This is a genomic window from Polaribacter sp. PL03, assembly GCF_033875165.1.
GTDB lineage: Bacteria > Bacteroidota > Bacteroidia > Flavobacteriales > Flavobacteriaceae > Polaribacter.
In genome coordinates this window covers 506,324-530,508 of record NZ_JAWZSV010000001.1, presented here as the reverse complement: position 1 = coordinate 530,508, position 24,185 = coordinate 506,324, and the positions used below count along the sequence as shown (strand labels likewise).

General features: G+C 29.3%; 28 protein-coding genes. 9 read left to right on the top strand and 19 right to left on the bottom strand.

The window, feature by feature from the left end:
• Nucleotides 1-198: 198 nt before the first annotated feature.
• Complete coding sequence (gene radA / locus SHK09_RS02375; RefSeq protein ID WP_319809170.1) at nt 199-1,560, top strand: DNA repair protein RadA; 1,362 nt, start codon at nt 199-201, stop codon at nt 1,558-1,560.
• Between the two features lie 106 nt (nt 1,561-1,666).
• Here the strand turns inward: radA and SHK09_RS02370 are convergent, their stop codons facing one another.
• Together SHK09_RS02370 and SHK09_RS02365 are read right to left on the bottom strand one after the other, a co-directional pair.
• On the bottom strand, nt 1,667-2,413 hold the full coding sequence (locus SHK09_RS02370; protein ID WP_319809169.1) for a uroporphyrinogen-III synthase: 747 nt from the start codon (nt 2,411-2,413) through the stop codon (nt 1,667-1,669).
• A gap of 18 nt (nt 2,414-2,431) precedes the next feature.
• Complete coding sequence (locus tag SHK09_RS02365) at nt 2,432-3,073, bottom strand: DUF4271 domain-containing protein (RefSeq protein ID WP_319809168.1); 642 nt, start codon at nt 3,071-3,073, stop codon at nt 2,432-2,434.
• Between the two features lie 81 nt (nt 3,074-3,154).
• On the opposite strand from SHK09_RS02365, the gene SHK09_RS02360 reads away from it, so the two are divergent.
• Genes SHK09_RS02360 through SHK09_RS02345 form a run of 4 tightly spaced genes read left to right on the top strand, consistent with a single transcriptional unit; the run spans nt 3,155 to nt 6,175 of the window.
• Complete coding sequence (locus tag SHK09_RS02360) at nt 3,155-3,877, top strand: polyprenol monophosphomannose synthase (protein ID WP_319809167.1); 723 nt, start codon at nt 3,155-3,157, stop codon at nt 3,875-3,877.
• A 6-nt stretch (nt 3,878-3,883) separates the two neighbouring features.
• Nucleotides 3,884-4,345 carry a GNAT family N-acetyltransferase gene (locus SHK09_RS02355; protein WP_319809166.1) on the top strand — a complete coding sequence of 154 codons (462 nt, stop codon included), beginning with the start codon at nt 3,884-3,886 and terminating at the stop codon, nt 4,343-4,345.
• 8 nt (nt 4,346-4,353) lie between these two features.
• Complete coding sequence (locus SHK09_RS02350; RefSeq protein ID WP_319809165.1) at nt 4,354-5,694, top strand: dihydroorotase; 1,341 nt, start codon at nt 4,354-4,356, stop codon at nt 5,692-5,694.
• A gap of 1 nt (nt 5,695) precedes the next feature.
• Complete coding sequence (locus SHK09_RS02345; RefSeq protein WP_319809164.1) at nt 5,696-6,175, top strand: DUF4296 domain-containing protein; 480 nt, start codon at nt 5,696-5,698, stop codon at nt 6,173-6,175.
• Between the two features lie 4 nt (nt 6,176-6,179).
• Here the strand turns inward: SHK09_RS02345 and SHK09_RS02340 are convergent, their stop codons facing one another.
• Complete coding sequence (locus SHK09_RS02340) at nt 6,180-7,178, bottom strand: NAD-dependent epimerase/dehydratase family protein (RefSeq protein ID WP_319809163.1); 999 nt, start codon at nt 7,176-7,178, stop codon at nt 6,180-6,182.
• 100 nt (nt 7,179-7,278) lie between these two features.
• On the opposite strand from SHK09_RS02340, the gene tyrS reads away from it, so the two are divergent.
• Nucleotides 7,279-8,571 carry a tyrosine--tRNA ligase gene (gene tyrS, locus SHK09_RS02335; RefSeq protein ID WP_319809162.1) on the top strand — a complete coding sequence of 431 codons (1,293 nt, stop codon included), beginning with the start codon at nt 7,279-7,281 and terminating at the stop codon, nt 8,569-8,571.
• Nucleotides 8,572-8,673: 102 nt separating this feature from the next.
• Here the strand turns inward: tyrS and SHK09_RS02330 are convergent, their stop codons facing one another.
• The 5 genes from SHK09_RS02330 to nfsB all read right to left on the bottom strand — a co-directional run bounded on the left by SHK09_RS02330 (nt 8,674) and on the right by nfsB (nt 12,540).
• Entirely contained in the window at nt 8,674-9,111 is a 438-nt protein-coding gene (locus SHK09_RS02330; RefSeq protein WP_319809161.1) for a YHS domain-containing (seleno)protein, read from the bottom strand.
• A gap of 107 nt (nt 9,112-9,218) precedes the next feature.
• Nucleotides 9,219-10,091, bottom strand: coding sequence for a nuclear transport factor 2 family protein (locus SHK09_RS02325; RefSeq protein WP_319809160.1), 873 nt, complete (start codon nt 10,089-10,091; stop codon nt 9,219-9,221).
• 95 nt (nt 10,092-10,186) lie between these two features.
• Nucleotides 10,187-11,065: a helix-turn-helix domain-containing protein gene (locus SHK09_RS02320; RefSeq protein WP_319809159.1), complete on the bottom strand. Its 879-nt coding sequence runs from the start codon at nt 11,063-11,065 to the stop codon at nt 10,187-10,189.
• 81 nt (nt 11,066-11,146) lie between these two features.
• Complete coding sequence (locus tag SHK09_RS02315) at nt 11,147-11,770, bottom strand: MarC family protein (RefSeq protein ID WP_319809158.1); 624 nt, start codon at nt 11,768-11,770, stop codon at nt 11,147-11,149.
• Between the two features lie 110 nt (nt 11,771-11,880).
• Nucleotides 11,881-12,540 (bottom strand): oxygen-insensitive NAD(P)H nitroreductase, encoded by a 660-nt coding sequence (gene nfsB, locus SHK09_RS02310; RefSeq protein WP_319809157.1) that lies wholly within the window; start codon nt 12,538-12,540, stop codon nt 11,881-11,883.
• Between the two features lie 223 nt (nt 12,541-12,763).
• Here nfsB and SHK09_RS02305 point away from each other — a divergent pair, with 223 nt between their 5' ends.
• Complete coding sequence (locus SHK09_RS02305) at nt 12,764-13,120, top strand: helix-turn-helix domain-containing protein (RefSeq protein ID WP_319809156.1); 357 nt, start codon at nt 12,764-12,766, stop codon at nt 13,118-13,120.
• Between the two features lie 10 nt (nt 13,121-13,130).
• Here SHK09_RS02305 and mscL read toward each other — a convergent pair whose 3' ends face one another.
• Both mscL and SHK09_RS02295 read right to left on the bottom strand, forming a co-directional pair.
• Nucleotides 13,131-13,589, bottom strand: a complete 459-nt coding sequence (mscL, locus tag SHK09_RS02300) for a large conductance mechanosensitive channel protein MscL (protein ID WP_319809155.1) — start codon at nt 13,587-13,589, stop codon at nt 13,131-13,133.
• A 16-nt stretch (nt 13,590-13,605) separates the two neighbouring features.
• Entirely contained in the window at nt 13,606-14,580 is a 975-nt protein-coding gene (locus tag SHK09_RS02295) for an acyl transferase (protein ID WP_319809154.1), read from the bottom strand.
• 222 nt (nt 14,581-14,802) lie between these two features.
• On the opposite strand from SHK09_RS02295, the gene SHK09_RS02290 reads away from it, so the two are divergent.
• Nucleotides 14,803-15,147 (top strand): hypothetical protein, encoded by a 345-nt coding sequence (locus tag SHK09_RS02290; protein WP_319809153.1) that lies wholly within the window; start codon nt 14,803-14,805, stop codon nt 15,145-15,147.
• Here the strand turns inward: SHK09_RS02290 and SHK09_RS02285 are convergent.
• Nucleotides 15,135-16,193, bottom strand: a complete 1,059-nt coding sequence (locus SHK09_RS02285) for an isoaspartyl peptidase/L-asparaginase (RefSeq protein ID WP_319809152.1) — start codon at nt 16,191-16,193, stop codon at nt 15,135-15,137. The genes SHK09_RS02290 and SHK09_RS02285 overlap by 13 nt on opposite strands.
• Nucleotides 16,194-16,305: 112 nt before the next feature.
• On the opposite strand from SHK09_RS02285, the gene SHK09_RS02280 reads away from it, so the two are divergent.
• Nucleotides 16,306-17,847: an aldehyde dehydrogenase family protein gene (locus SHK09_RS02280; protein ID WP_319809151.1), complete on the top strand. Its 1,542-nt coding sequence runs from the start codon at nt 16,306-16,308 to the stop codon at nt 17,845-17,847.
• A 68-nt stretch (nt 17,848-17,915) separates the two neighbouring features.
• On the opposite strand, the gene SHK09_RS02275 is transcribed toward SHK09_RS02280, so the two are convergent.
• From SHK09_RS02275 to atpE, 8 genes are all read right to left on the bottom strand, one after another.
• Complete coding sequence (locus SHK09_RS02275) at nt 17,916-19,058, bottom strand: hypothetical protein (protein ID WP_319809150.1); 1,143 nt, start codon at nt 19,056-19,058, stop codon at nt 17,916-17,918.
• On the bottom strand, nt 19,039-19,566 hold the full coding sequence (locus SHK09_RS02270) for a hypothetical protein (protein WP_319809149.1): 528 nt from the start codon (nt 19,564-19,566) through the stop codon (nt 19,039-19,041). The genes SHK09_RS02275 and SHK09_RS02270 overlap by 20 nt, the downstream gene beginning before the upstream one ends.
• The gene (locus tag SHK09_RS02265; RefSeq protein WP_319809148.1) at nt 19,556-20,098 is read right to left on the bottom strand and encodes an RNA polymerase sigma factor; all 543 of its coding nucleotides are present in this window, start codon (nt 20,096-20,098) and stop codon (nt 19,556-19,558) included. The genes SHK09_RS02270 and SHK09_RS02265 overlap by 11 nt, the downstream gene beginning before the upstream one ends.
• A 177-nt stretch (nt 20,099-20,275) precedes the next feature.
• Entirely contained in the window at nt 20,276-21,142 is an 867-nt protein-coding gene (gene atpG / locus SHK09_RS02260) for an ATP synthase F1 subunit gamma (protein ID WP_319809147.1), read from the bottom strand.
• 49 nt (nt 21,143-21,191) lie between these two features.
• Nucleotides 21,192-22,769: a F0F1 ATP synthase subunit alpha gene (gene atpA / locus SHK09_RS02255; protein WP_319809146.1), complete on the bottom strand. Its 1,578-nt coding sequence runs from the start codon at nt 22,767-22,769 to the stop codon at nt 21,192-21,194.
• Between the two features lie 21 nt (nt 22,770-22,790).
• Nucleotides 22,791-23,348 carry an ATP synthase F1 subunit delta gene (gene atpH / locus SHK09_RS02250; RefSeq protein ID WP_319809145.1) on the bottom strand — a complete coding sequence of 186 codons (558 nt, stop codon included), beginning with the start codon at nt 23,346-23,348 and terminating at the stop codon, nt 22,791-22,793.
• Nucleotides 23,349-23,354: 6 nt separating this feature from the next.
• Nucleotides 23,355-23,855 carry a F0F1 ATP synthase subunit B gene (locus tag SHK09_RS02245; protein ID WP_319809144.1) on the bottom strand — a complete coding sequence of 167 codons (501 nt, stop codon included), beginning with the start codon at nt 23,853-23,855 and terminating at the stop codon, nt 23,355-23,357.
• Nucleotides 23,856-23,949: 94 nt separating this feature from the next.
• Nucleotides 23,950-24,141, bottom strand: a complete 192-nt coding sequence (gene atpE, locus SHK09_RS02240) for an ATP synthase F0 subunit C (RefSeq protein WP_013620961.1) — start codon at nt 24,139-24,141, stop codon at nt 23,950-23,952.
• Nucleotides 24,142-24,185 lie beyond the last annotated feature (44 nt).

Sequence of the window (24,185 nt, the reverse complement as noted above, 5' to 3'; positions counted from 1 at the left end):
TTTTTGGCGTTCCCAAAAGGTCGCGCTTTCATTACTCGCTTTTTTTCTGAAAAAGAAAAAAGAGCTCAAACACGCCATTCAATCGCTAACGCAACTACTTGCTAACTTTTAGAAAAACTTATTTTATAAGATTTTTTTAAAGACTAATATCAAGATTACTTTGTACTTTTGGTACTTTAAAAACCTGTAAAAAAACAAATGGCTAAAACCAAAACAACTTTTTTCTGTCAGAATTGTGGTACTCAACATGCAAAATGGGTTGGGCAATGTGGCGCTTGTAAAGAATGGAATACTATTGTAGAAGAAGTTATTCAAAAAGAAGAAAAACGAGTTTGGAAACAATCTACAACAGCAAAACAAACTATAAATAAGCCTTTAAAAATTGCAGACATACAATTAAACCCAGAAGAAAGAATAGTTACTAATAACAACGAACTAGACACTGTTTTAGGCGGTGGTTTAGTAAAAGGCTCTGTAACACTTTTAGGAGGAGAACCAGGAATTGGAAAATCTACTTTATTATTACAAGTAGCCTTAAACATCAGTCAAAAAGTATTGTATGTTTCCGGAGAAGAAAGTCAGTCTCAAATAAAAATGAGAGCAGAAAGATTAGAAGCAAAAAGCTCTAATTGTTTAATTCTTACAGAAACCAACACACAACAAATATTCAAAAACATAGAAGAAACAGCACCAGAAGTTTTGGTTATAGATTCTATACAAACATTACACACAAGCTCTATAGAAGCTTCTCCCGGAAGTATTTCTCAAATTAGAGAAACTGCTGCAGAACTAATAAAATATGCCAAAGAAACCGCTACGCCTGTTTTATTAATTGGCCATATTAATAAAGATGGAAACATTGCTGGACCAAAAATTTTAGAACACATGGTAGATGTTGTTTTACAGTTCGAAGGAGACAGAAACCATACATATAGAATACTAAGATCTCAAAAAAATAGATTTGGTTCTACATCTGAATTAGGAATTTACGAAATGCTTTCTAACGGATTAAGAGAAATTTCAAATCCGTCTGAAATTCTAATCTCTAAGAAAGATGCAGATTTAAGCGGAACCGCAATTGCCTCTACCTTAGAAGGTATTAGACCTTTAATGATAGAAATACAAGCCTTGGTTTCTACTGCAGTTTACGGAACACCACAACGTTCTACAACGGGTTATAATTTAAAAAGATTAAACATGATTTTAGCTGTTCTAGAAAAAAGAGCAGGTTTTAAGTTAGGTGCAAAAGATGTCTTTTTAAATATTACCGGAGGAATAAATGTAGATGATCCTGCAATAGATTTAGCAGTTGTTGCAGCTATTTTATCTTCTAACCAAGATGTGGCAATAAACCCAAACGTTTGTTTTGCTGCAGAAGTTGGTTTAGCAGGAGAAATTAGACCCGTTTCTAAAATAGACCAAAGAATTTTAGAAGCAGAAAAACTAGGTTATAAAACACTTGTTGCATCCAAATACAATAAAATATCTTCTAAAAACCACGGAATAAGATTAGTTTTAGTTGGTAAAATTGAAGAAGCTTTTGCTACTTTATTTGCTTAATAACAAAACTAAAACTATTCTTTTCAATTGAAAAAAAAGTTTATAAAACATAAAAAAACCGAACATTTCTGTTCGGTTTTTTTATGTTTTAACTTTAAATAAGAACTTATTTCTTATTTACAGTTTTTATATATTTATCTAAAGCCATTGTCATAGAAGGTGTTTCTGGCGACGGTGCTTCTATATCACACTTAAAACCAGCTTCTGTTACAGCTTTTACTGTAGAATTACCAAAAGCAGCAATTCTTGTATCGTTTTGTTTAAATCCTGGGAAATTTTGTAATAACGACTCTATTCCAGAAGGACTAAAAAATACTAAAACATCATAAAAAACATCTTCTAAGTCAGATAAGTCACTTACAACGGTTCTGTATAAATCTAAACGCTTCCATTTTATTCCTAATTTATCTAATTCTTCAGGAACTAAAGGTTTTAATTTATCTGAACTAGGTAATAAGAAATTCTCTGTTTTATGTTTCTTAATTAATTTTACTAAATCTGGAAAAGTTCTACTACCAACATAAATTTTACGTTTTCTATATACAACATACTTTTGTAAATAAAAGGCAACAGCTTCAGACTGACAGAAATATTTCATATCATCTGGCACTTTAAAACGCATTTCTTCAGCAATTTTAAAGAAATAATCAACAGCATTTCTACTTGTTAAAATAATTGCACTAAAGTCTTTAAAGTCTATTTTTTGATTTCTAATTTCTTTTACAGAAATTCCTTCTACATGAATAAAAGATCTAAAATCAATTTTTACTTTTTGTTTATCAGACAAATCAAAATAAGGAGAAGTTTCTGTCTTTGGTGCTGGTTGTGATACTAAAATCGTTTTCACTTTCATACGCTTTGGTTTTTTAATTTAAAGCATCAATTTAAACAGTGTTAATAGCGGTGCTATTTCAAGAGCGCAAATGTACAAAATAAAATAAAACAACTCGCTAAAAATCAGGTTTTTATTATTCCTCGCATGAAACACGAATCTTAATAAAAATAAAACTGAAGCAATATATATATAAGACGAGGTATTTAAAGGACTAAACAGGAACACAATATAAAATATTAGAAGGAAAAAACTAATAGAATATAAGTAGCTTAATTTAGAAATTACAAAAAAACGAAGCTGTTTATTTATAAAAAAGAGTCTAGTAATAACAACTTCAAGTAAGTTTTTAACAATTAAGTAACCAAAAACGATTCCTAAAATAGATAAGAAAGACGAAAAATTAAGAGGGAATCTTGTACTTTTTTCAGCAGCAAATAAACTAATGGTTAATGCTAAAACTGTTGAAGAAAAAACAAATAGCACACCATAAAACGAATTAAAGAATGAAGTATCTTCCTCTACCTCATCTTCGATAAACCCTCTATTAAACAGCGCAAGAAAATAACCTCTTAACTTTTCTGCGTCTATTACTTTTAAAACAGCAATAAGCGAGAATAGAAACACCAAAACCATGGGAATCCAATTTGTATTTATAGCTATTCTTTCTAATGCTTCCACTTTTTGTTCTTTGATAAGATTAACACAAAATTAGTAATTAAAAAATGTATATTTGTCTTCTTACCACATGAAATTTCATTTATGTTAGATACTCTTGTTATCATACCTACTTATAACGAAAAAGAAAATATAGAAGCCATTATTAGAGCGGTTTTTAATGAGGAAAAAATATTTCATGTTTTAGTAGTAGATGATAATTCTCCTGATGGTACTGCTTCGATTGTAGAAAAACTAATATTAGAATTTCCTAATAAACTTTTTATAGAGAAAAGAACCGGTAAAAATGGCTTAGGCACAGCATATATTCATGGTTTTAAATGGGCTTTGGCTAGAGAATATGATTACATTATAGAAATGGATGCAGATTTCTCTCACAGTCCAAAAGATTTAATTCGCCTATACAACGCTTGTAAAAAAGACGGTGGCGATGTTTCTGTTGGTTCTAGATATGTAAATAATAAAGTGAACGTAATAGATTGGGATATTAAACGATTATTACTTTCTTACTTTGCTTCTAAATATGTGCGTCTTATTACTAGAATACCAGTATTCGACACTACCGCTGGTTTTGTTTGCTGGAACCGTAGAGTTCTAGAAACCATAAAATTAAACGAAATTAAATTTATAGGTTATGCTTTTCAAATTGAAATGAAATTTAAAGCTTGGAAGCATAAGTTTGATATAAAAGAAGTTTCTGTTGTTTTTACAGATAGAGATTTAGGAACTTCTAAAATGAATGGAAATATTGTTTCTGAAGCTTTATTTGGGGTAATAAAAATGAAACTAAAAGGGTTGCCAAAATAGCTATTAATGACTAATTTATCTATAAGAACTGCTACTTTAAAAGATTTAAATACCCTATTAGAATTTGAACAAGGTGTTATAGAAGCAGAAAGACCTTTAGATCCTTTTTTAGGAGAAGGAGACATAAATTACTACAATATTCCAGAATTAATTACTTCAGAAAATATTTACTTTATTGTTGTTGTTTCCAATAACAAATTAATAGGTTCTGGCTATTTAAGAATAGAAAATTCTAAACATTATCATAAAAACCCAAAACACGGTTACATTGGTTTTATTTTTGTAAAACCCGCTTTTAGAGGCAAACGAATTAGCAATTTAATTTTAGAATCTCTAAAAAAATGGGCAAAAGAAAAAGATTTAAAAGAACTAAGATTAGATGTTTATAGCAATAATTATGGCGCTATAAAATCTTACGAACGTTTTGGATTTACGAAGAGTTTAGTTAACATGAAAATTGATATTTAAGACGAAAAATGACAAAATCAACTTTAATAAAAAACGCAACAATAGTAAATGAGAACAAAACTTTTAAAGGTGATGTTTTAATTGAAAACGAAATTATAAAAGAAGTTTCTACTGAAATAAAAGCTACAGGAAATGTAGAAATTATAGATGCAGAAGGTAAGTTTTTAATTCCTGGTTTTATAGATGACCAAGTACATTTTAGAGAGCCTGGTTTAACACATAAAGCAAATATTGCAACAGAAAGTAGAGCTGCAATTGCTGGTGGAATTACTACTTTTATAGAAATGCCAAATACAGTTCCGCAAGCTACAACACAAGATTTATTAGAAGACAAGTTTAAAATTGCAGCAAATGATTCTTATGCAAATTATTCTTTTATGTTTGGTGGAACAAATGACAACTTAGAAGAATTATTAAAAACCGATCCTAAAAAGGTAGCAGGAATTAAGTTATTTTTAGGTTCTTCTACAGGAAATATGTTGGTAGATAATGAAGCTGTTTTAGAGAAAATTTTCTCTTCAACAAAAATGATTATTTCTGTACATTGTGAAGATGAAGCTACCATAAGAAAAAACACAGAAGAATTTAAAGTAAAATACGGCGATGATATTCCTGTAAAATATCACCCAATTATTAGAAGTGAAGAAGCGTGTTATTTATCGTCTTCTAAAGCTATCGAATTAGCGAAGAAAACAGGAGCAAGATTGCATATTTTTCATGTATCAACAGAAAAAGAAACTCATTTGTTTAGAAATGATATTCCTCTAGAAGAAAAACAAATTACTTCAGAAGTTTGTATTCATCATTTATGGTTTTCAGATAAAGATTATGAAGAAAAAGGAACTCATATTAAGTGGAATCCTGCTGTAAAAACAGAAAAAGATAGATTAGGCTTGTGGGAAGCTTTGTTAGATGACAGAATAGATGTTTTAGCAACAGACCACGCTCCTCATACTTTAGAAGAAAAAACAAATTCATATTTAAAAGCGCCAAGTGGAGGGCCATTAGTGCAACACGCAGTTATTGCTTTGCTAGAAAAAGTAAAAGAAGGTGTAATTCCTATTGAAAAAGCAGTTGAAAAAATGAGCCATAATCCTGCAAAATTATTTCAAATTGAAAAAAGAGGTTTTATTAAAGAAGGTTATTTTGCAGATTTAGTTTTAATAGACACTAACAAACCTCAAACTGTTTCTAAAGATAATATTTTATACAAATGTGGTTGGTCTCCTTTCGAAGGAACTACTTTTTCATCTACAATAACGCATACTTTTGTAAACGGAAACTTAATGTATAATAATGGTGTTTTTAATAATGAAATAAAAGGAAAAAGAATAACTTTTAACAGGTAAAATGAAGAAAATTAGCTACTTATTAATTTTTATAATGATTGCTTCTTGTACAAGTAATACTATTTTCGAGAAACCAAAAGATTTAATTCCTAGAGATACAATGAGTCTTTTATTACAAGAAATGATGATTGCTTCTAGTGCAAAATTTATAAAAAATAAGAACCAACAGAAGAACATTAATTACATGCCTTTTGTGTATGATAGATTTCAAATAGACAGTACTCGTTTTGAAGCTAGTAACTTTTATTATATGTCTAAAATAGATTTGTATCAAGAAATTTTAGAAGAAGCTAAAACAAGTATAATAGCAAGAGGAGATGTCTTTAAAAAAATACAAACAAGATTAGATTCTGTTAAAAAAGACTCTACAGACAAGGTAAGAAATTATCAAAAAAGATTAGATAGTCTAAAAATATTAGGAAAACTAGATACTTTACAACTGAACAATAAACTTTTAGACGAAGTTATTACAAAAGAATAAGTACTTACTTTTTATAATTATTACAAACCTCTTTAACTACAGTTTCTATTTCTGTAAATTGTATCTTAAAAGTTTGTTTTATTTTTTCTGAAGAATATTTAGATACTTCATGTGCACTTTTTGCTGCATATTTACCCAATAAAGGTTCTTTTCTAGTGAAGATAGAAAGTATTGAAGATACGCGCCAAAGAATATTTGTTTGCCACGATTTAATCTTTCTTAATGGCCTTTTTTTACCTAAAGCATCTGCAATTAAAAAGAGCACATCTTTATAACTTTTATTTTCTGAAACTAATATAAAACGCTCGTTTTTAACATTAGAATTCATTAATAAAATCATAGCTTGTACAACGTCTTTTACACCTACAAAACCAGTTACTCCTTCTGTATAATACTTAAACCCATTATAAACCTGACTAAATAATTTACCTGAACCAGCAAACCAAAATCCGCTTCCTAAAATAACACCAGGATTTACAATTACAACTTCAACATCTTCTTGGCTAGCTCGCCAAACCTCCATCTCTGCACCAAACTTAGTAATAGAATACCCACTATTATCTTGCTCTTTATTCCATTCATTTTCTTCTGTAATTAACTCCCCTTTTAAAGAATCTCCAACAGCAGCAATAGAACCTACAAAACACATTTTTTTAACTTTTGCATCAATAGAAAGGTTTACAATAATTGCAGTTCCATGAATATTTACTTTTCTCATTTCTCTATAATCTCTTGGCTTAAAAGAAATAAAGGCTGCACAATGATAAACTTTGTTAATATTAACAAATGCAGGAATCATAGAAGGAACATCTGTAATATCTGCTTTAAACCATTCTATTTTAGAGATTAACGAAGTATCATCTGTATAATAAGAAAACACTTTTTCTACTGCTTTTATTTTTTCTTCTGAACGATAAATCGCACGAATTTTTTCATCATTTTTAATTAAATGATATAATAAATGCGCTCCTACTAAACCTGTTCCTCCGGTAACTAAAATCATACTGCAAATTTATGGTTTTTTCATTGATAAGTTTATCTTTGCTTTGATAAAAAGAGTTCGTTGTTTCTATAACCTTGAGGTCTAAAAATATACTTTTATAATGACAAATTTTGTTGAAGAATTACGCTGGCGTGGGTTATTACATGATATTATGCCAGATACAGAAGACTATTTATTAAAAAATAGAACTGCAGGATACATTGGTTTCGACCCAACTGCAGACTCACTACATATTGGTAGTTTGGTACAAATTTTTATCTTAAAACACTTTCAAAATGCAGGTCATAACCCAATTGCTTTAATTGGTGGCGCAACTGGTATGGTTGGTGATCCTTCTGGAAAATCTGCAGAACGTAATTTGTTAGATGAAGCTACATTGGCTAAAAATATTGCTGGTGTTAGAGAAAATTTAGAACGTTTTTTAGATTTTGATGCTACTGCAGAAAATAAAGCAGAATTAGTAAATAATTACGATTGGATGAAAGATATTTCTTTAATCGATTTTGTAAGAGATACAGGTAAACATATTACTGTAAATTACATGATGGCTAAAGATTCTGTTAAGAAACGTTTAAGTTCTGAATCTTCTGTTGGTATGAGTTTTACCGAATTTACATATCAATTATTTCAAGGGTACGATTTTTACCACTTATACAAAGAGAAAAATTGTAGACTACAAATGGGTGGTTCAGACCAATGGGGAAATATTACCACGGGTACAGAATTAATTCGTAGAAAAGCACAAGGAAAAGCGTATGCAATTACAGTTCCTTTAGTTACAAAAGCAGACGGAACAAAGTTTGGTAAAACAGAAGGTGGTAATGTTTGGTTAAATACAGATAGAACTTCACCTTATAAATATTACCAATATTGGTTAAATTCTTCAGATGAAGATGCAGAAAACTTTATTAAGAAGTTTACATTTTTAGACAAAGAAACTATAGAAAACTTAATTGCAGAGCATAAAGAAAATCCGCATTTACGTTTATTACAAAAGAAACTAGGAGAAGAAGTAACAATTTTAACGCATGGTAAAGATGCATATGAGAACGCTTTAAAAGCTTCTAATATTTTATTTGGAAAATCTACTGCTGCCGATTTAAAAGCTTTAGATGAACAAACATTTTTAGATGTTTTTGACGGTGTACCACAAGCAACTGTTTCTATTACAGATATAGAAGAAGGTTTAGACATGATTGGTGCTTTAGCTGCAAAAACAAACTTCTTAAACTCTAATGGAGATGCGAGAAGAGCTTTAAAAGAAAATGCAATTTCTGTAAATAAAGAAAAAATAAAAGAAGATTATTCTATTACTAAAGAAGATTTAATTGCTAACAAATATGTGTTATTACAACGTGGTAAAAAAACGTATTACTTATTAAAAGCAGAGTAACATTAAACTGTACAAAACTAAAAAAGAGCTGAATTATTAATTCAGCTCTTTTTTTTTGCCCTTACATTCACAAATCTCCCCCAAGACTGCTTTCAACTATTTTTAATTGTTAATATTTTTCCAGTTTTTATCTGCTTTTATTCTTAATTGCTCCGCTCCTTCTTGCTCCCATAACTCTAACGTATTTGTTCCCCAAGAATTATAGAACAAGTATAATTTTCCGTCTCTTATTTCAAATGTTTTTGGGTCTATAGATACTTTTTTACTTTTTGCTCCTATTGCATAAGCACAAAACCCACCATAAGCAGGAATATATTTTTTAGGCGATTTTTTAAAAGTCTCTAAATTTTCTTTTGAGGAAAACTTAAATTTTACACCATCATAATTAAAACTAAAGTCTTTATTTCCTTCTATTGCTTTATTTTCAAAATAAGAAACAACATCATAACCTTCTGCTACATATCCCTTTTTTAAGTTATAATCTTGTGCAAAAAAGGTTGCTGATATTGTTAAAAATAGAACTGTAAATGCTTTTTTCATCGATTTTGTTTTTCTTTTGGTCGATTAAATTCTAAATAAATTACAAAAAAAGGTTGCCAAATAATGGCAACCTTTTTTAATTCTTAAAAAAATAAATTCTTTTATTTTTAGAAATTAAACTTTCCGTTTGTATTTTTTCTATCTCCTTCAGGAATAATAGTTTCCAATATATCCCAATGCTCTGCTATTTTATTATTCTCTACTCTAAATAAATCGTAGTAAGAAGTTGGTTGTCCTGCAAAAGTTCCTTCACTAACTGTTAATACAAAGTTACCTTGCCCTAATACCTTATGTACTGTTGTATAATCCATAGTAATACCTTGTTTAGCCATAGCTTCTAGCGCTTGACCTAAACCAGATAAACCATCTGCAATATTCGAATTGTGTTGTATATATTTATCTCCATCAAAATAACCTGCAAATTTTTCCATTTTACCGTTTACTAAAATATCGTTTACAAAATTTGCTACTAATACTTTATTTGCTTCAGTTTTATCTAAATCAGTTACAGCGGTAGTTCCATCAGTTTGTGTATGACCACTAGGATTTGCTGCTACTTTTTCAGTTAAATTATCCCAATGTTCAACAATTTGTCCGTTTTCATATCTAAAAATATCGAAACCAATTTTCGGTCCAAAAAAGTCGTATTCTGTTTGTGCAAAACCATAATCACCATCTTGAAAAGCTCTTACTGTATTTACTTTAAAACCTCCTTCTGGTGCGTGTGATAATAGCGCTCCAAAACCAGCCAAACCATCTGCTACAGCAAGATTATGTTGTACATAATTTGTAGGATTAATATAGCTTACTGCTTTTTGATCTCCAGTTTCAATACTTTTTAAAACCGCTACAGTTTTGTCTTTATTTGATAGTTCCATTTTTGTATTTTTTTTAGTTTCCGTTTTAGTGTTTTGTACTTTTTCAGATTTACATGCTATGATTGTCATAACTACTGCTAATACTATTATTGTTTGTTTCATAATTGTTCTTATTTATGAGGACAAAATTACAGTAGAAGTATACTTTACTAAAGGTTAAAAAGGTTTTAAAAATGGTAAATATCGAACCAAATTATCTAAATGAAGTCTTTTTTGAATTGATTTGGGCTTAATTCTGTATGTTTCTTAAAGTATTTTACAAAATTTGTAGGCTCTTCAAACCCTAAAGAATATGCTAATTCTGTACTTTTAATTTCTGAATTTACAAGTAATCGCTTAGCTTCTAACACTATAAATTCATCAATAAATTGTTTTGCTGTTAATGAAACAATGTCTTTGCAAATAGTGTTTAAATGTTTGTAAGTAATGTTCAATTTTTTTGCATAAAAATCTGCATTTCTACTCTTAGTAAAATGTAATTCTAAAAGCGATTTAAAATCTAAAAACTTGTTTAATTTATCTGAACGTTTTAAGTGAAAGGTTTGATATTGCTTTAATCGTTCTAATTTTGAAAAGATAATAGAGTATAAAGAATTATAAGTGTTTTCTTGATTGTAATCTTCTTCGATATTTGAATATTCATTATAAAATAACTGAATATATTCTCCTACATTTGATCCTTTTGAAACTTGAATAATAGGTGAAAATAAATGAGAATTAAACAATCTTACAATTTCATTTTTTGGCAGTGTATTTATTTGTTTTTTTAAATACTCGTCTGTAAATAATAAGATATACCCTTTAAGGTTTTCTGTAAACTGAAACGCATTAATTTGCCCTTTAGACAAATGAATAATTGTATTTTCTTTTACTTCATGCCAAACAAAATCTACCAATTGTTTACTTTTTCCTTCCGTATAAAATACAATCATATTAAAAGCAATTTGGTGTACTTTTTCAGGATTATGTGCTATTTCATCTTTACGTTTAGCAAGACTTTCTATGCTTAATAACTCTATACCTGAATTATCGGGTTTTTGAGAATTAAAATCAATATTTGGAATCTCTTTTTGCATACAACACAAATTTAAGTGAATTCAATATATAAAAAAAGCGACTTTAAAAGTCGCTTTTTTTATGTTCTTATAGACGAAAATCTATTTCGCTATTAAATCAAAAGAAATTTTAATTCCCTGTATAATCATACCAGTTCCAATGATTGCTATAATTAATCCCATTATTTTTCCTATCACAGAAATTACATTATGACCAACTATTTTTACAATAAAATCGCTTAATCTAAAAGTAAAATAAGTTATTAAACTCATAGAACCAAAAATTGCAATTACTAAAAACATCTTTAACGGAGCTGCATTAGATACAAAATTCATAGCAGTTACAATAGTACCTGGTCCTGCTAAAATAGGAATAGCTAATGGCGAAACCGCAATATTTTCATCGATATGTACATGTTCAAGACTTTTTACATTAGATTGTTTAGACTGTAACATATCGAAACCTATAAAGAATATTAAAATTCCACCTGTTATTTTAAATGCAGGAATACTAATATTAAATAGTTCGAAAATATATTTACCCAAAAGAATAAAAACAGTTACAATTATAAACGCTACTATATTTGCTCTTTTATTAATATCATCTTTTGTTTTTTTATCTGCGCCTTGTGTTAAGGATACAAAAACCGTCATGTTAGATATTGGGTTTGTTATCGCAAAAAAACCTGTAAATACTGTAATAAAAAATGTAATAAAATTTTCCATTTATCGTTAAATTTCAATCTGCAAAGAAATTGAAGAACTTCTTTATTTCCTAAGAAATATTAGTATTTTTTTAGTGAATTAAAAGTCTCAAATAAATTAATTCTTATCGATTATATTTCGGTAAATATTTCACTTTCTAATAATCTAGATTTTGGTGTTTTATCCGTCGAATTAAAGTCTGTTGTAGTTCTATAACCTATTGAAACTGCTACTAATGACGTAAAACCTTTAGCTCTTAAACCAAATTCTTCATCTAAAGCTTTTACATCTATACCTTCCATTGGTGTAGCGTCAATACCTAAACTTGCAACACCTAATAAAAAGCTTCCAATGTTTAAATAAACCTGTTTTTCCATCCAATGTTGCAGGTCTTTTAAGTCATATTTATGAATATCTGCAAAAGCATTCATTCCACCATACATACCATTTTTTATATCTTCTGTAGGAAATCTTCCATCTTTATCTTGAACCTCTAAAAGATGCTTCATATAATCTTCATCTGCACTCGTTCTAGAACAAAACAAAACTACAGCAGAAGCATTTACTACTTTTGGTTCGTTAAAATGAAAAAAACCTTTAGTTCCTTTTGCAATTCTTTCTTTACCTTCTTCTGTTTCTGCAATAATAAAATGCCAAGGTTGCAGGTTTACACTAGATGGACTCATCCTTAATAAATTTTTGACTTGCCCCATATCTAATTTTGATATCTTTTTAGTAGTGTCAAACTCTTTAGTTGTATATCTCCAGTTTAGTATTTCTTTTAAATTCATTTTTATATTTTTTTTAAACTATCATTTTTATAGCTACAAAAGTATAAATAGTTTTTACATCTCACAATAACGGTCAAAAAAGATAGTATAAAAAAAAATCTTAAAACACTAAATTAAAGATATTTAAAGGTTGTAATTTTAACTATAAAAAATATAGTTGTATAAATAAATATAGTAGATTACTTTTGTACTAATAAAAGTCAGAAAAGATAAATATTGCTTTATGGAAGATTTAAAAGAGACCAAACACCAATTATTAAAATTTAAAGGAAAAGAGTACCCTTGTTGTGCAAGTTTAACCATGGGAATAATTGGCGGAAAGTGGAAAACAGTAATTCTTTTTCACTTAATAGAAAAACCTTTGCGATATAATGAACTAAGAAAAGAAATGCCAACTGTTACGGAAAGAACTTTAAGCTTACAGTTAAAAACATTAGAAGAAGATGGTATTGTAAAAAGAAAAGTTTACACTTCTAAACCACCTTTAAAAGTTGTGTACTCGTTAACAGATTTAGGAAAAACGTTAATACCCGTAATACAATCTATTGCAAATTGGGGACATTCTGTTTATTATAAATAAGTTTAAAAAATTATTTTCTATCTGCTAAAACTTTTTGTAGATACTCGTTTTGTTTCTCTAAAAGTTCATTGGTTTTGTTCATTAACTCAATATTTTTAGGAGTAACCACTTTTGCGTTTTTTGGATCTTCTGCTTCCTTCTTTAAAGAATTCATTAATTTTACAACTATAAAAACAGAGAAAGCAATTATTAAAAAATCTACTCCTGCTTCTATTAATTTACCATAACCAATAGCAATTTCTTCTTTAGTAGTTTTTCCATTAACTAAAAGAGCTTCTCGTAAAACAAGTTTTCTGTTTTCCCAATTAGCACTATCTGTCATAAAAGATAATGGTGGCATTAAAACTTCTTTTACTAAGACATTAACTACTTTATTAAAAGCGGTACCAATTATTACCCCAATGGCAATATCTATCATGTTTCCTTTTACAGCAAACTCTTTAAATTCTTTAAATAACTTAAACTTCATTATTTATATTTTAAATCTATAAAACCATTAAATTACAACCTCTAATATCAGAATTATCGAAACGACCAATAATTTCGAACGTTTCATTATCATGTACTTTTCCTAAATCTTGAGTAGCAATAAAAGAGCACGAATTGTAATTTGCTAAATCAATAACATTCACTCCTCCATTTTTTCCTGAAGCATTAATTGTTAAAGCATCTTCTGTATCTCTTGTTAAAATACGCATCCAAGGTGGCGTATCAAAAACTCCATTTCCTTTTGAATACCCTTGACTTAATAATTCTGTCATTCCGTATTCTGAATGAATCTCTGCAACCCCAAAACCACTTTGTAAAATTTGATGTAATTCTTCTCTCACCAATTCTTTTCTTCGCCCTTTCATACCACCAGTTTCCATAATAATGGTGTTTTTTAGGTGAAATTGTTGCATTTCAATTAAATCTAACAAAGCGAAAGAAACACCAATTAAAAGTGTTTTTTGTCCGTTTTTATCTAATTGAATCAATTTCTTAGCTAATTCTTCGATATTATCTAAATAAAAACCACTTTCTGGTTTTTTAGATTTCTTTATTAAATCATCAACCATAAAAACTAAAGAAGAACCTTTTCTCTCTAAGTAATTAGGTAATAAAGCTAAAACAGTATACTCTTCTATGTCTCCATAAAAATGTGCAAATCCTTTTAAATAACTTTCTTTATAAAGATTTATATCGGTTACAAAATGTTTACTAGTTACACTACCTGTAGTACCAGAACTTGTAAAAGTTTCTTCTACTTTATCTTGTGATGCAAGTACTTCTTTACTTTTAAAAAACTGAATAGGAAGAAACGGAATTTCTTGAACAGTTTTTACATCTGAAGGATGAATATATAATAGATCACAGAAAGACCTATATACTTTATTGTTTTTAAATTGATGATTAAAAACTGCTAAAGCAACTTCTGTAAACTCTTGTTCTGTTTGTATGTTAAAAATTTTATTTTGCATAAGACATTGCAAAAATAAGACTTATCAAGACATTTTTTTATGATTTTTAAATCAATTTAGAATCAAAAATATAATTGCCATTAACAAACTCTTTTTTATTATTGATGAATGCCGTTTAAAGCAAAAACAACCGCCTTTATCGAGTTTTCTTGTCTTTACAACTAAAAGAAATCTAAAAAATACCATTCTAAACTATTTTCGCATCCTCAAAAAGAACAAAGAATGAATTTTGCAACAAATACATATAGAACTATAACAGGCGTAAAAGAAGTGGTAGAAATTCCTAAAAAGAAATACCATCAATGGCTTGTTTACCAAGATAACAAACCTGCTTATTTTGTAGATTTTTATGATTTAGCAAAAGAATCTAATGCTATGATGAATAGTTTAGTTTTATGTTCAGATAATACTTTAGAATATGTTTTAAAGATTATTAGCCAACGTAATAACATTAATTTATCTCTTCCTAAAATATCTAGAATAGGACTTAAACGAAGAATAAATTCTAAAAAGACTGAACTTGATTTACAACCAATTCCGGAAAAATGGTTGGCTTATTCTTTATAAATTTTTACAACTAATTCATCTTTATCATTCATAGAAGCTCTATACATTCCTGCAGTATTAAACTCAAAAGACATATTTCCGTTTTTATCTAAAGCAATAACACCACCTGTTCCGCCAAGTTTAGTTAGTTTATTTTGTATTACATCTTTAGTTGCTTCTTTTAAGGTTTTATTTTTATACTCCATTTGAGCAGAAATATCATATGCAACTTGGCTTCTAATAAAATATTCTCCCCAACCAGTAGAAGAAACACCACAAGTTAAATTATTTGCATATGTACCAGAACCAATAATTGGTGCATCACCAATTCTACCCCAACGTTTATTAGTCATTCCACCTGTAGAAGTTCCTGCAGCAATGTTTCCATATTTATCTAAAGCAACACAACCAACAGTTCCATATTTTGCATTTTTAATATCTGCATCGTAAAAAGCAGCTTTTTTATCATCATGATCTAACTCCGTTTTTGCTTTATTTTTAATTCTTTGAAGCGATTTAAAGCGTTTTTCTGTATAAAAATAACTTGGGTCTACAATTTCTAATCCTTTTTCTTTAGCAAATATAGAAGCTCCTTTTCCAGATAGCATTACATGATCAGAATCTGTCATAATTTTTACAGCCAATTCAATTGGGCTTTTCACATTCGTTACACCAGCAACAGCTCCTGCATTTAAGGTTTTCCCGTCCATAAAAGAAGCATCTAACTCATTGGTTTCTTCATGTGTAAAAACAGCACCTTTACCTGCATTAAATAATGGCGATTCTTCCATTACCTGAATAGTTTTAACAACTGCTTCTTGGCTTGTTCCTCCGTTTTTAAGAATTGTATGTCCTACTTTTATAGCTTCTTCTAGTTTTGCTTTATAGGCAGCTTCTCTTTCATTAGATAAATTTTTCTTTAAAATTGTTCCTGCGCCACCATGAATTATTATAGCAAATTCATTTTGTGCTTCTGTTGTTTTTTCTTGATTAGACAAAGGCTTAGATTCATTTTTACACCCAAATGAAATCAATAAAACTGCAACAATTAATAAGACTCTTTTCATAGTTATTTGTTTAAAATTAAACAATAATTGTATTTTTTGTTTAATTTATTTATTTGTGAAATTATTCGTAAATTCGAACTTCTAAGTTAAACATCTAAAACGAAACTGCAAAATGACGGATTTTGGAATAAAAGAAGCCTTAAAAGAATTAGGTTTAAAAGATATAAATAATGGAACTTCTACTGGTTCTAACAACTTTTCTAACGGAGAAATTATAGAAAGTTACTCTCCTGTTGATGGAAAACTAATTGGAAAAGTAAAAACTACTACAAAAGAAGATTACGAAAAAGTGATGGAAGCTGCTACGAAAGCTTTTTTATCTTTTAGAAATATGCCTGCTCCACAAAGAGGAGAAATTGTACGCCAATTTGGGAATAAGTTAAGAGAAAAGAAAGAAGCACTTGGTAAATTAGTTTCTTATGAAATGGGTAAATCTTACCAAGAAGGTTTAGGTGAAGTGCAAGAAATGATAGACATCTGTGATTTTGCAGTTGGTTTATCTAGACAGTTAAACGGACAAACAATTCCGTCTGAAAGACCAGGACATGTAATGAGAGAGCAATGGCACCCAATTGGTGTTGTTGGTATTATTTCTGCTTTTAATTTTCCTGTTGCTGTTTGGGCTTGGAATACCGCTTTAGCGTGGATCTGTGGTGATGTTTGTGTATGGAAAGGTTCTGAAAAAGCACCTTTATGTACCGTTGCTTGTCAAAATATAATTACAGAAATTTTAAAAGAAAATAATTTACCAGAAGGAATCTCTTGTATTATAAATGGAGATTATAAAGTTGGTGAAATGATGACTACAGATACTAGAATTCCACTAGTTTCTGCAACAGGTTCTACAAGAATGGGAAGAATTGTTGGTGCAACTGTTGCACAACGTTTCGGAAAATCTTTATTAGAATTAGGTGGAAATAATGCAATTATTATTACACCAACTGCAGATTTAAAAGTAGTAGTTCCTGGTGCTGTTTTTGGCGCTGTTGGTACTTGCGGACAACGTTGTACTTCTACAAGAAGATTAATTATTCACGAATCTGTGTATGATAAAGTAAGAGATGCAATTGTTGGCGCTTATGGTCAAATTAAAATAGGAAACCCTTTAGATGAAAACAATCATGTTGGTCCGTTAATTGACCATGATGCTGTAAATACTTATTTAGCTGCTATTGAAAAAGCGAAAGCTGAAGGTGGAAATGTTTTAGTTGAAGGTGGAGTTTTAGAAGGTGAAGGTTATGAAAGTGGTTGCTACGTTAAACCAGCAATTATTGAAGCCGAAAATCATTTTGAAATTGTACAACATGAAACTTTTGCACCTATTTTATATTTAATGAAATATTCTGGAGAAGTAGAAAATGCAATTGATCAACAAAACGGAGTTGCACAAGGTTTATCTTCTGCAATTATGACGAATGAAATGAAAGAAGCAGAGAAATTTTTATCTTATGCTGGTTCAGATTGTGGTATCGCAAACGTAAATATTGGTACTTCTGGTGCAGAAATTGGTGGTGCTTTTGGTGGAGAAAAAGAAACCGGTGGCGGACGTGAGTCTGGTTCTGATGCTTGGAAAGTTTACATGAGAAGACAAACAAATACGGTTAATTATTCTGATGAATTGCCTTTAGCACAAGGAATAAAGTTTGACCTCTAAGAGGTTTTATGTATTTATATAAAGTGTAAAAAAAAACCAACTCATTTGAGTTGGTTTTTTTGGTTTAATTACTTTATATTTAAAATTCCGTTTCTTAATTCAATTGCAATAGTTCCAGAACTAGTTTTGCTTTCTTTTGCTTTTTTCTCTAATATTTTATCTAATTTTTTATCTTTAGAAAGACCAAAAGTTGTTTTAGTATCATTCATATTTAAAACTGTATTGTGCCCAAACACATCCATAGAAAAATTATTGTCTTCTAATTTGTAAAAATTCAATTCTGAGTAATCTCCTGTTAAATTAAATTTTGAAAAATTTTGACTAAAATTGTAGAGATAGAGTTTGCTATTAAAGTCATTAATTGAAACATTTTTACCGATTTCTCCTGTTTCTAGTTTAGACGTTTCTGTTACTAAATCTGTATTAGAAATTTCGCCAATTAAAACTTTACTCATATCTAGAAACTCGAGTCTAGAATTTGTAACTTTTTCTGCTTGAAAAATACCATTAGAAGAAATAATTCTATTTTCTTTACCTATTATATTTTTAAATCTAAAGACTCCTTTAAAACTATTTATAGTAAAAGGTTTTACAAGATCATAATTAAATGTAATATCAGTTTTAATTGCTTTTATTCTAATTTTTAGGTTTTTTGGCACTTTAATAACAAACTTTTTAATCATCACTTTTTTGTCTTTAATTGATGAATAGTCTTTATAATTTTCTTTATTTCTTTTCATAAAGTTTGTAAGATTATTCCCTTCACTAGAGGCTAACTCTTTTAATACAGAATCTTTACTCTTATAAATATGTTTTCTAGCCTTTTCATATTTTACATAATCCTTAAAAGATGTTAAATAGTCTTTCGAATTAAAATCTAACATATACGTTAAGTTTATCCCTAGAAATTCTGAGTTTCCTACTTTAAGACTTACCAAATTATTTTTTTTAGAAACTTTAGTTTTAGATTGATTTATTATAATTTCTCTCTTACGTTTAGAATATCTACCAAAAATAATAGAGTAATCAAAATGAATTTCACCGTCAAAAGATTCTTCAAAAACAATTGCTACGTTATCTAAATCTAAATTTAAAATGGTGTTTTCATCTACTTTAAAACTTTTTTTAATTATATTTTCTTTTGTTTGCGAAGTAAGATTAAAGGCTATAAAAAAGAAAAAAAATGTAATGTTATAAATATATGGTTTCATTGCTTGTGTTTTTTTGATTTAACTCATTAATATGATCTTTAATATCTCTAATTAATTGCAAACGTCTTTGCAAATTATCTACTAAAGATTCTAATACATTTATACTATTTGGATGCTTATTAAATTGGGCAGTAATTTTTTTATAATCCAAACTCAACTTATATAACTTTACTTGGTATTTATCTACCAAAATAGAATCATTTGTAATTTTCAAGAAACTATTCCATTCTTTATCAATATTATCAAAATAGACTTTCTCTATATTTTCTACTTGTAGTAAAACAGATTCTTGTTTGAGACGTGTGTTTGTATTACTAAATCTAAAAAAACACAATACACCAATAACTACTAAAATAGCTGCATATTTATAAGAGAAAAAAGTTGTATTTTTCTTCTGAATATTTGATGATTTTTTTAGTTTGATTAAGAATTCATCTTTATGAAATTCGGGAAGTTCTTTCTTTTTAAAATCTTTTTCATCAAACATATTTCTAATATCATGTTCCATAATTTCTTGTTTCTAATTGTTTCTTTAAGGCTAACTTTCCTCTTCTTAATTGTGTTCTAGATGTTTTAACAGGAATATCTAATATTTCTGATATTTCTTCATGATCATAGCCATCAATTAAATACAACTTAACAACCAATTGGTACTTTAGCTTTAAGTTTTCTATTGCTGTAATAATTTCTTCTTTACCAATTTTAGAATTGAAATTCCAATTATCATCTTCTATAAGTTCTAAAGGGTAATTATCGATTGAAACTGTTTCTATTTTAACCTTCTTTAATTTATCTATACAAGTGTTAATTACAATCCTTTTTAACCAAGAACCAAAGCTTGTATTATCTTTATGAGAATGTAAACCTAAAAAAGCTTTTAGAAAAGCTTCTTGCATAGCGTCTTTTGCTTCTTCTTCATTTTTTAGATATCTACAACTAATAAAGAACATCGCATCACAAAACAGCTCATATAGCTTTATTTGTGCTTTCTGATTTCCTTTTTTACTCTTAAGAATTAAAAGATGTAGTTCTTTAGACATTAATTAGTTTGGTTCTATTATTAAAAACGAATTAAAATTTGAAGGGTTTCATTCTTTATAAAATTAAGACAAAAAAAAGAGCTTATCATTTCTGATAAGCTCTTTTAATATTTTATAAAGTATTTCTAGTTGTTTAACTTGGTGCTTTTTTATAATTTAACTTCGCTTACGCTATGTTTAATTATTTAAAGCTTCTGCTCCACCTACAATTTCTAGAATCTCGTTTGTAATTGCTGCTTGACGTGCTTTGTTATAAGTTAACAATAAATCGTCTCTTAAATCTGTAGCATTGTCTGTTGCTTTGTGCATTGCAGTCATTCTTGCTCCATGTTCAGAAGCAAAACTATCTCTAATTGCTTTGTACAATTGTGTTTTTAACGACTTAGGAATTAAAGCTTCTACAATTTCTTCTTTTGATGGTTCAAAAATGTAATCAGAATTAACTGCATCTGCATCACCACCTTCAATAGGTTTAATTGGTAAAAATTGTTCTACTTGAGGTATTTGGGTTGCTGCATTCTTAAATTGATTGTAAACAACATCAATATGATCATAACTACCATCAACATACATTTCCATTAACTTTTCTGCAACTACTGCTACATTATCAAAAGTTAAGTCATCAAATAGATCGTTTCTTGTAGCTACAATATTATGTTGTTTAGATAAAACATCGCCACCTTTTTTACCAATAGCAAATAAATCTACATCAACATCACTGTATTTCTCTTCAATTGTTCTTACAACTGTTTTAGTTATAGAAGAATTAAAACCACCACATAAACCTCTATTAGAAGTAACAACTACTAATAAAACTTTAGAAATTTCTCTTTCTGTAGAATACGCTCCACCAGCTTCACTATCTAAAGTTGCGCTTAAATTTTGCAACAATTCAGTTAATTTAGATGAATAAGGGCGCATTGCCGTAATTGCATCTTGTGCTTTTTTCAACTTTGCAGCAGATACCATTTTCATGGCAGATGTAATCTGCATTGTAGATTTAATAGAGGTAATTCTATTACGTATTTCTTTTAAGTTTGCCATTCTATTGGAATTATGAAATTCCCGCTTTCGCGGGAATGACAACTATATATTATGCAAAATGCTTAGATATCTTACTTGCTGCTGCTTCTAAAACTGCAATAGTTTCTGGTGTTAATTTCCCAGATTTTAATGTATCTAAAGTATCTCTATGTTTTGCGTTTAAGTAATCGATGTAATCTTTCTCGAATTTCTTTACTTGGTTTACAGGAACATCTTTTAATAAGTTCTTAGAACCTGCATAAATAATTGCAATTTGATCTTCTACAGAGAAAGGATCATTTTGAGCTTGCTTTAAAATTTCAACATTACGTTGTCCTTTAGAAATTACACTCATTGTAGCTGCATCTAAATCTGAACCAAACTTAGCAAACGCTTCTAATTCACGATACTGTGCTTGATCTAATTTTAAAGTACCAGATACTTTTTTCATTGCTTTAATCTGAGCGTTACCACCAACACGAGATACAGAAATACCTACGTTAATTGCTGGACGAACACCAGAGTTAAATAAATCTCCATCTAAGAAAATTTGTCCATCTGTAATAGAAATTACGTTTGTTGGTATGTATGCTGATACATCTCCTGCTTGTGTTTCAATAATTGGTAATGCAGTTAAAGAACCTCCACCTTTTACAATTCCTTTTAAAGAATCTGGTAAATCATTCATTTCACTTGCAATCTTGTCATCATTAATAACTTTTGCAGCTCTTTCTAATAATCTAGAGTGTAAGTAAAATACATCCCCTGGGTAAGCTTCACGTCCTGGTGGTCTTCTTAATAATAAAGAAATCTCACGGTAAGCAACAGCTTGTTTAGATAAATCATCATAGATAATTAAAGCTGGTCTTCCAGAATCTCTAAAGTATTCTCCAATTGCAGCTCCAGCAAATGGTGCATAAACTTGCATTGCTGCAGGATCTGATGCATTTGCTGCTACGATAGTAGTATAAGCCATAGCGCCTTTTTCTTCTAACATGTTTGCAATTGCTGCAACAGTAGAAGCTTTCTGACCGATAGCTACATATATACAATATACTGGTTTACCAGCATCGTAAAATTCTTTTTGGTTTAAAATGGTATCTAAAGCAACTGTAGATTTACCTGTTTGTCTGTCTCCAATGATTAACTCACGTTGACCTCTACCAACAGGAATCATTGCATCGATAGATTTAATACCAGTTTGTAATGGCTCTGTAACTGGCTCTCTATAGATAACACCAGGAGCTCTACGCTCTAAAGGCATTTCATAAGTAGTTCCTTCGATTGGTCCTTTACCATCGATAGGGTTACCTAAAGTATCTACAACACGTCCTACAATTCCTTCACCTGTTTTTAAAGAAGCAATTCTTTCTGTACGTTTTACCGTAGAACCTTCTCTAATTGCAGTTGAAGCACCTAATAATACAACACCTACATTGTCTTCTTCTAAGTTTAATACGATACCTTCTAATCCGTCTTCGAATTCTACTAGCTCACCATATTGAACATTAGATAGACCGTAAACACGTGCGATACCATCACCTACTTGTAAAACAGTTCCTACTTCATTTAAAGTAGCTTTCGTTTCGAAATTTGTTAACTGTTGCTTTAAAATTGCTGATACTTCAGCTGGTTTAATACTTGCCATCTTATATGATTTGATGTATAATTAAATTTTTGGAATGAAATGACTATTGTCAAATTCCTTTCTTAATTCGTTTAAATAATTAGAGATACTTGCGTCATATTGCACATCTCCAACACGTATAATAAATCCTCCTAAAATAGCTGGATTTATAACATTTTCTAGATTTGCATTTTCGCCTGTTAAAGCAACAATTTTATCTAAAACTAATTTTTCTACTTCTTCTGTTAAAGCTACTGCTGTTGTTACTGTTGCAACTTGCGTACGCTTTAAATGATCGAAAACAATTGCATATTTCTTTGCAACAGAATCTAACATAGGAATTCTCTTATTGTCTTTTAACAAATGGAATAAGCCCAATGTAATATTATTTACCTTACCATCAAACAAAGCATTTAAGACATTCATCTTATTTGTTGCTTTAACAATAGGGCTATTTAACATTACAGCTAAATCTTTGTTTTCAGCAATTGTAGCTGTTATTAAAGACATATCTTCTTTTACTGCTGTTTCAGACTTAGAATCTTTTGCAAGATTTAAGATTGCTTTGGCGTAACGTAATGCTGCTCTTGCGTCTTTCATTTATACTTAGTTTAAAGTAACATCTTTTAAGATTCCTTCAACTAAATCTAGTTGATCTTTCTTGTTAGATAATTCTTTTTTAATTACAGTTTCTGCAATACCTATAGATAATTCTGCAACGCTCTTTTTAATTTCTGCTAAAGCTGCTTGCTTTTCTTGCTGAATAGATGCTTGTGCTTTTTCAATTAATGCAGAAGTAACTTCTTTTGCATCTTCTTTTGCTTCCGAAATTATACTTTCTTTAATTTCTCTTGCTTCCTTCATCATAGCATCTCTTTCTGCTCTAGCTTCTTTAACAAGCTTTGCATTGTCTGCTTGCAGGTTTTGCATTTCTTTACGTGCGTTTTCAGCAGATTTTAATGCATCTTCTATACCAGTTTCTCTTTCTTCTAAAGAGTTTAAAATTGGTTTCCAAGCGAATTTTTTCATCAATAATAATAAAATTATTAAGATGACAATTTGCATTACAAATAAACCTGGTGAAAAATCGTTTAATAAAGTTTCCATTCTGTAAACTAATTATTTTGTTTTTTGTTTAATTTAAAAACACTTTCTGTAACCAACCGTTACAGAAAAGTGTTTTTGCTTCTTTTTTAGGAAATTATGCTTTCCCTAAGATTAATGCACCAAATGCTAAACCTTCTAATAAGGCACCAATGATGATCATTGCAGTTTGAATTTTACCAGCTGCTTCAGGTTGACGAGCAATACCTTCCATTGCTTTACCACCGATTTGACCTAATCCAATACCACCTCCGATAACGATTAATCCTGCTCCAATTAAATTGTACATACTAATTGATTTTTAAATATATTAATTAAACAAATTCTAATTCT

Bases quoted from the DNA above. Each gene is read 5' to 3' on its own strand.
- radA (WP_319809170.1), top strand. From the start codon at position 199: ATGGCTAAAACCAAAACAACTTTTTTCTGTCAGAATTGTGGTACTCAA.
- SHK09_RS02370 (WP_319809169.1), bottom strand. From the start codon at position 2,413: ATGAAAGTGAAAACGATTTTAGTATCACAACCAGCACCAAAGACAGAA.
- SHK09_RS02360 (WP_319809167.1), top strand. From the start codon at position 3,155: ATGTTAGATACTCTTGTTATCATACCTACTTATAACGAAAAAGAAAAT.
- SHK09_RS02355 (WP_319809166.1), top strand. From the start codon at position 3,884: ATGACTAATTTATCTATAAGAACTGCTACTTTAAAAGATTTAAATACC.
- SHK09_RS02350 (WP_319809165.1), top strand. From the start codon at position 4,354: ATGACAAAATCAACTTTAATAAAAAACGCAACAATAGTAAATGAGAAC.
- SHK09_RS02345 (WP_319809164.1), top strand. From the start codon at position 5,696: ATGAAGAAAATTAGCTACTTATTAATTTTTATAATGATTGCTTCTTGT.
- SHK09_RS02340 (WP_319809163.1), bottom strand. From the start codon at position 7,178: ATGATTTTAGTTACCGGAGGAACAGGTTTAGTAGGAGCGCATTTATTA.
- tyrS (WP_319809162.1), top strand. From the start codon at position 7,279: ATGACAAATTTTGTTGAAGAATTACGCTGGCGTGGGTTATTACATGAT.
- SHK09_RS02330 (WP_319809161.1), bottom strand. From the start codon at position 9,111: ATGAAAAAAGCATTTACAGTTCTATTTTTAACAATATCAGCAACCTTT.
- SHK09_RS02325 (WP_319809160.1), bottom strand. From the start codon at position 10,091: ATGAAACAAACAATAATAGTATTAGCAGTAGTTATGACAATCATAGCA.
- SHK09_RS02320 (WP_319809159.1), bottom strand. From the start codon at position 11,065: ATGCAAAAAGAGATTCCAAATATTGATTTTAATTCTCAAAAACCCGAT.
- SHK09_RS02315 (WP_319809158.1), bottom strand. From the start codon at position 11,770: ATGGAAAATTTTATTACATTTTTTATTACAGTATTTACAGGTTTTTTT.
- nfsB (WP_319809157.1), bottom strand. From the start codon at position 12,540: ATGAATTTAAAAGAAATACTAAACTGGAGATATACAACTAAAGAGTTT.
- SHK09_RS02305 (WP_319809156.1), top strand. From the start codon at position 12,764: ATGGAAGATTTAAAAGAGACCAAACACCAATTATTAAAATTTAAAGGA.
- mscL (WP_319809155.1), bottom strand. From the start codon at position 13,589: ATGAAGTTTAAGTTATTTAAAGAATTTAAAGAGTTTGCTGTAAAAGGA.
- SHK09_RS02295 (WP_319809154.1), bottom strand. From the start codon at position 14,580: ATGCAAAATAAAATTTTTAACATACAAACAGAACAAGAGTTTACAGAA.
- SHK09_RS02290 (WP_319809153.1), top strand. From the start codon at position 14,803: ATGAATTTTGCAACAAATACATATAGAACTATAACAGGCGTAAAAGAA.
- SHK09_RS02285 (WP_319809152.1), bottom strand. From the start codon at position 16,193: ATGAAAAGAGTCTTATTAATTGTTGCAGTTTTATTGATTTCATTTGGG.
- SHK09_RS02280 (WP_319809151.1), top strand. From the start codon at position 16,306: ATGACGGATTTTGGAATAAAAGAAGCCTTAAAAGAATTAGGTTTAAAA.
- SHK09_RS02275 (WP_319809150.1), bottom strand. From the start codon at position 19,058: ATGAAACCATATATTTATAACATTACATTTTTTTTCTTTTTTATAGCC.
- SHK09_RS02270 (WP_319809149.1), bottom strand. From the start codon at position 19,566: ATGGAACATGATATTAGAAATATGTTTGATGAAAAAGATTTTAAAAAG.
- SHK09_RS02265 (WP_319809148.1), bottom strand. From the start codon at position 20,098: ATGTCTAAAGAACTACATCTTTTAATTCTTAAGAGTAAAAAAGGAAAT.
- atpG (WP_319809147.1), bottom strand. From the start codon at position 21,142: ATGGCAAACTTAAAAGAAATACGTAATAGAATTACCTCTATTAAATCT.
- atpA (WP_319809146.1), bottom strand. From the start codon at position 22,769: ATGGCAAGTATTAAACCAGCTGAAGTATCAGCAATTTTAAAGCAACAG.
- atpH (WP_319809145.1), bottom strand. From the start codon at position 23,348: ATGAAAGACGCAAGAGCAGCATTACGTTACGCCAAAGCAATCTTAAAT.
- SHK09_RS02245 (WP_319809144.1), bottom strand. From the start codon at position 23,855: ATGGAAACTTTATTAAACGATTTTTCACCAGGTTTATTTGTAATGCAA.
- atpE (WP_013620961.1), bottom strand. From the start codon at position 24,141: ATGTACAATTTAATTGGAGCAGGATTAATCGTTATCGGAGGTGGTATT.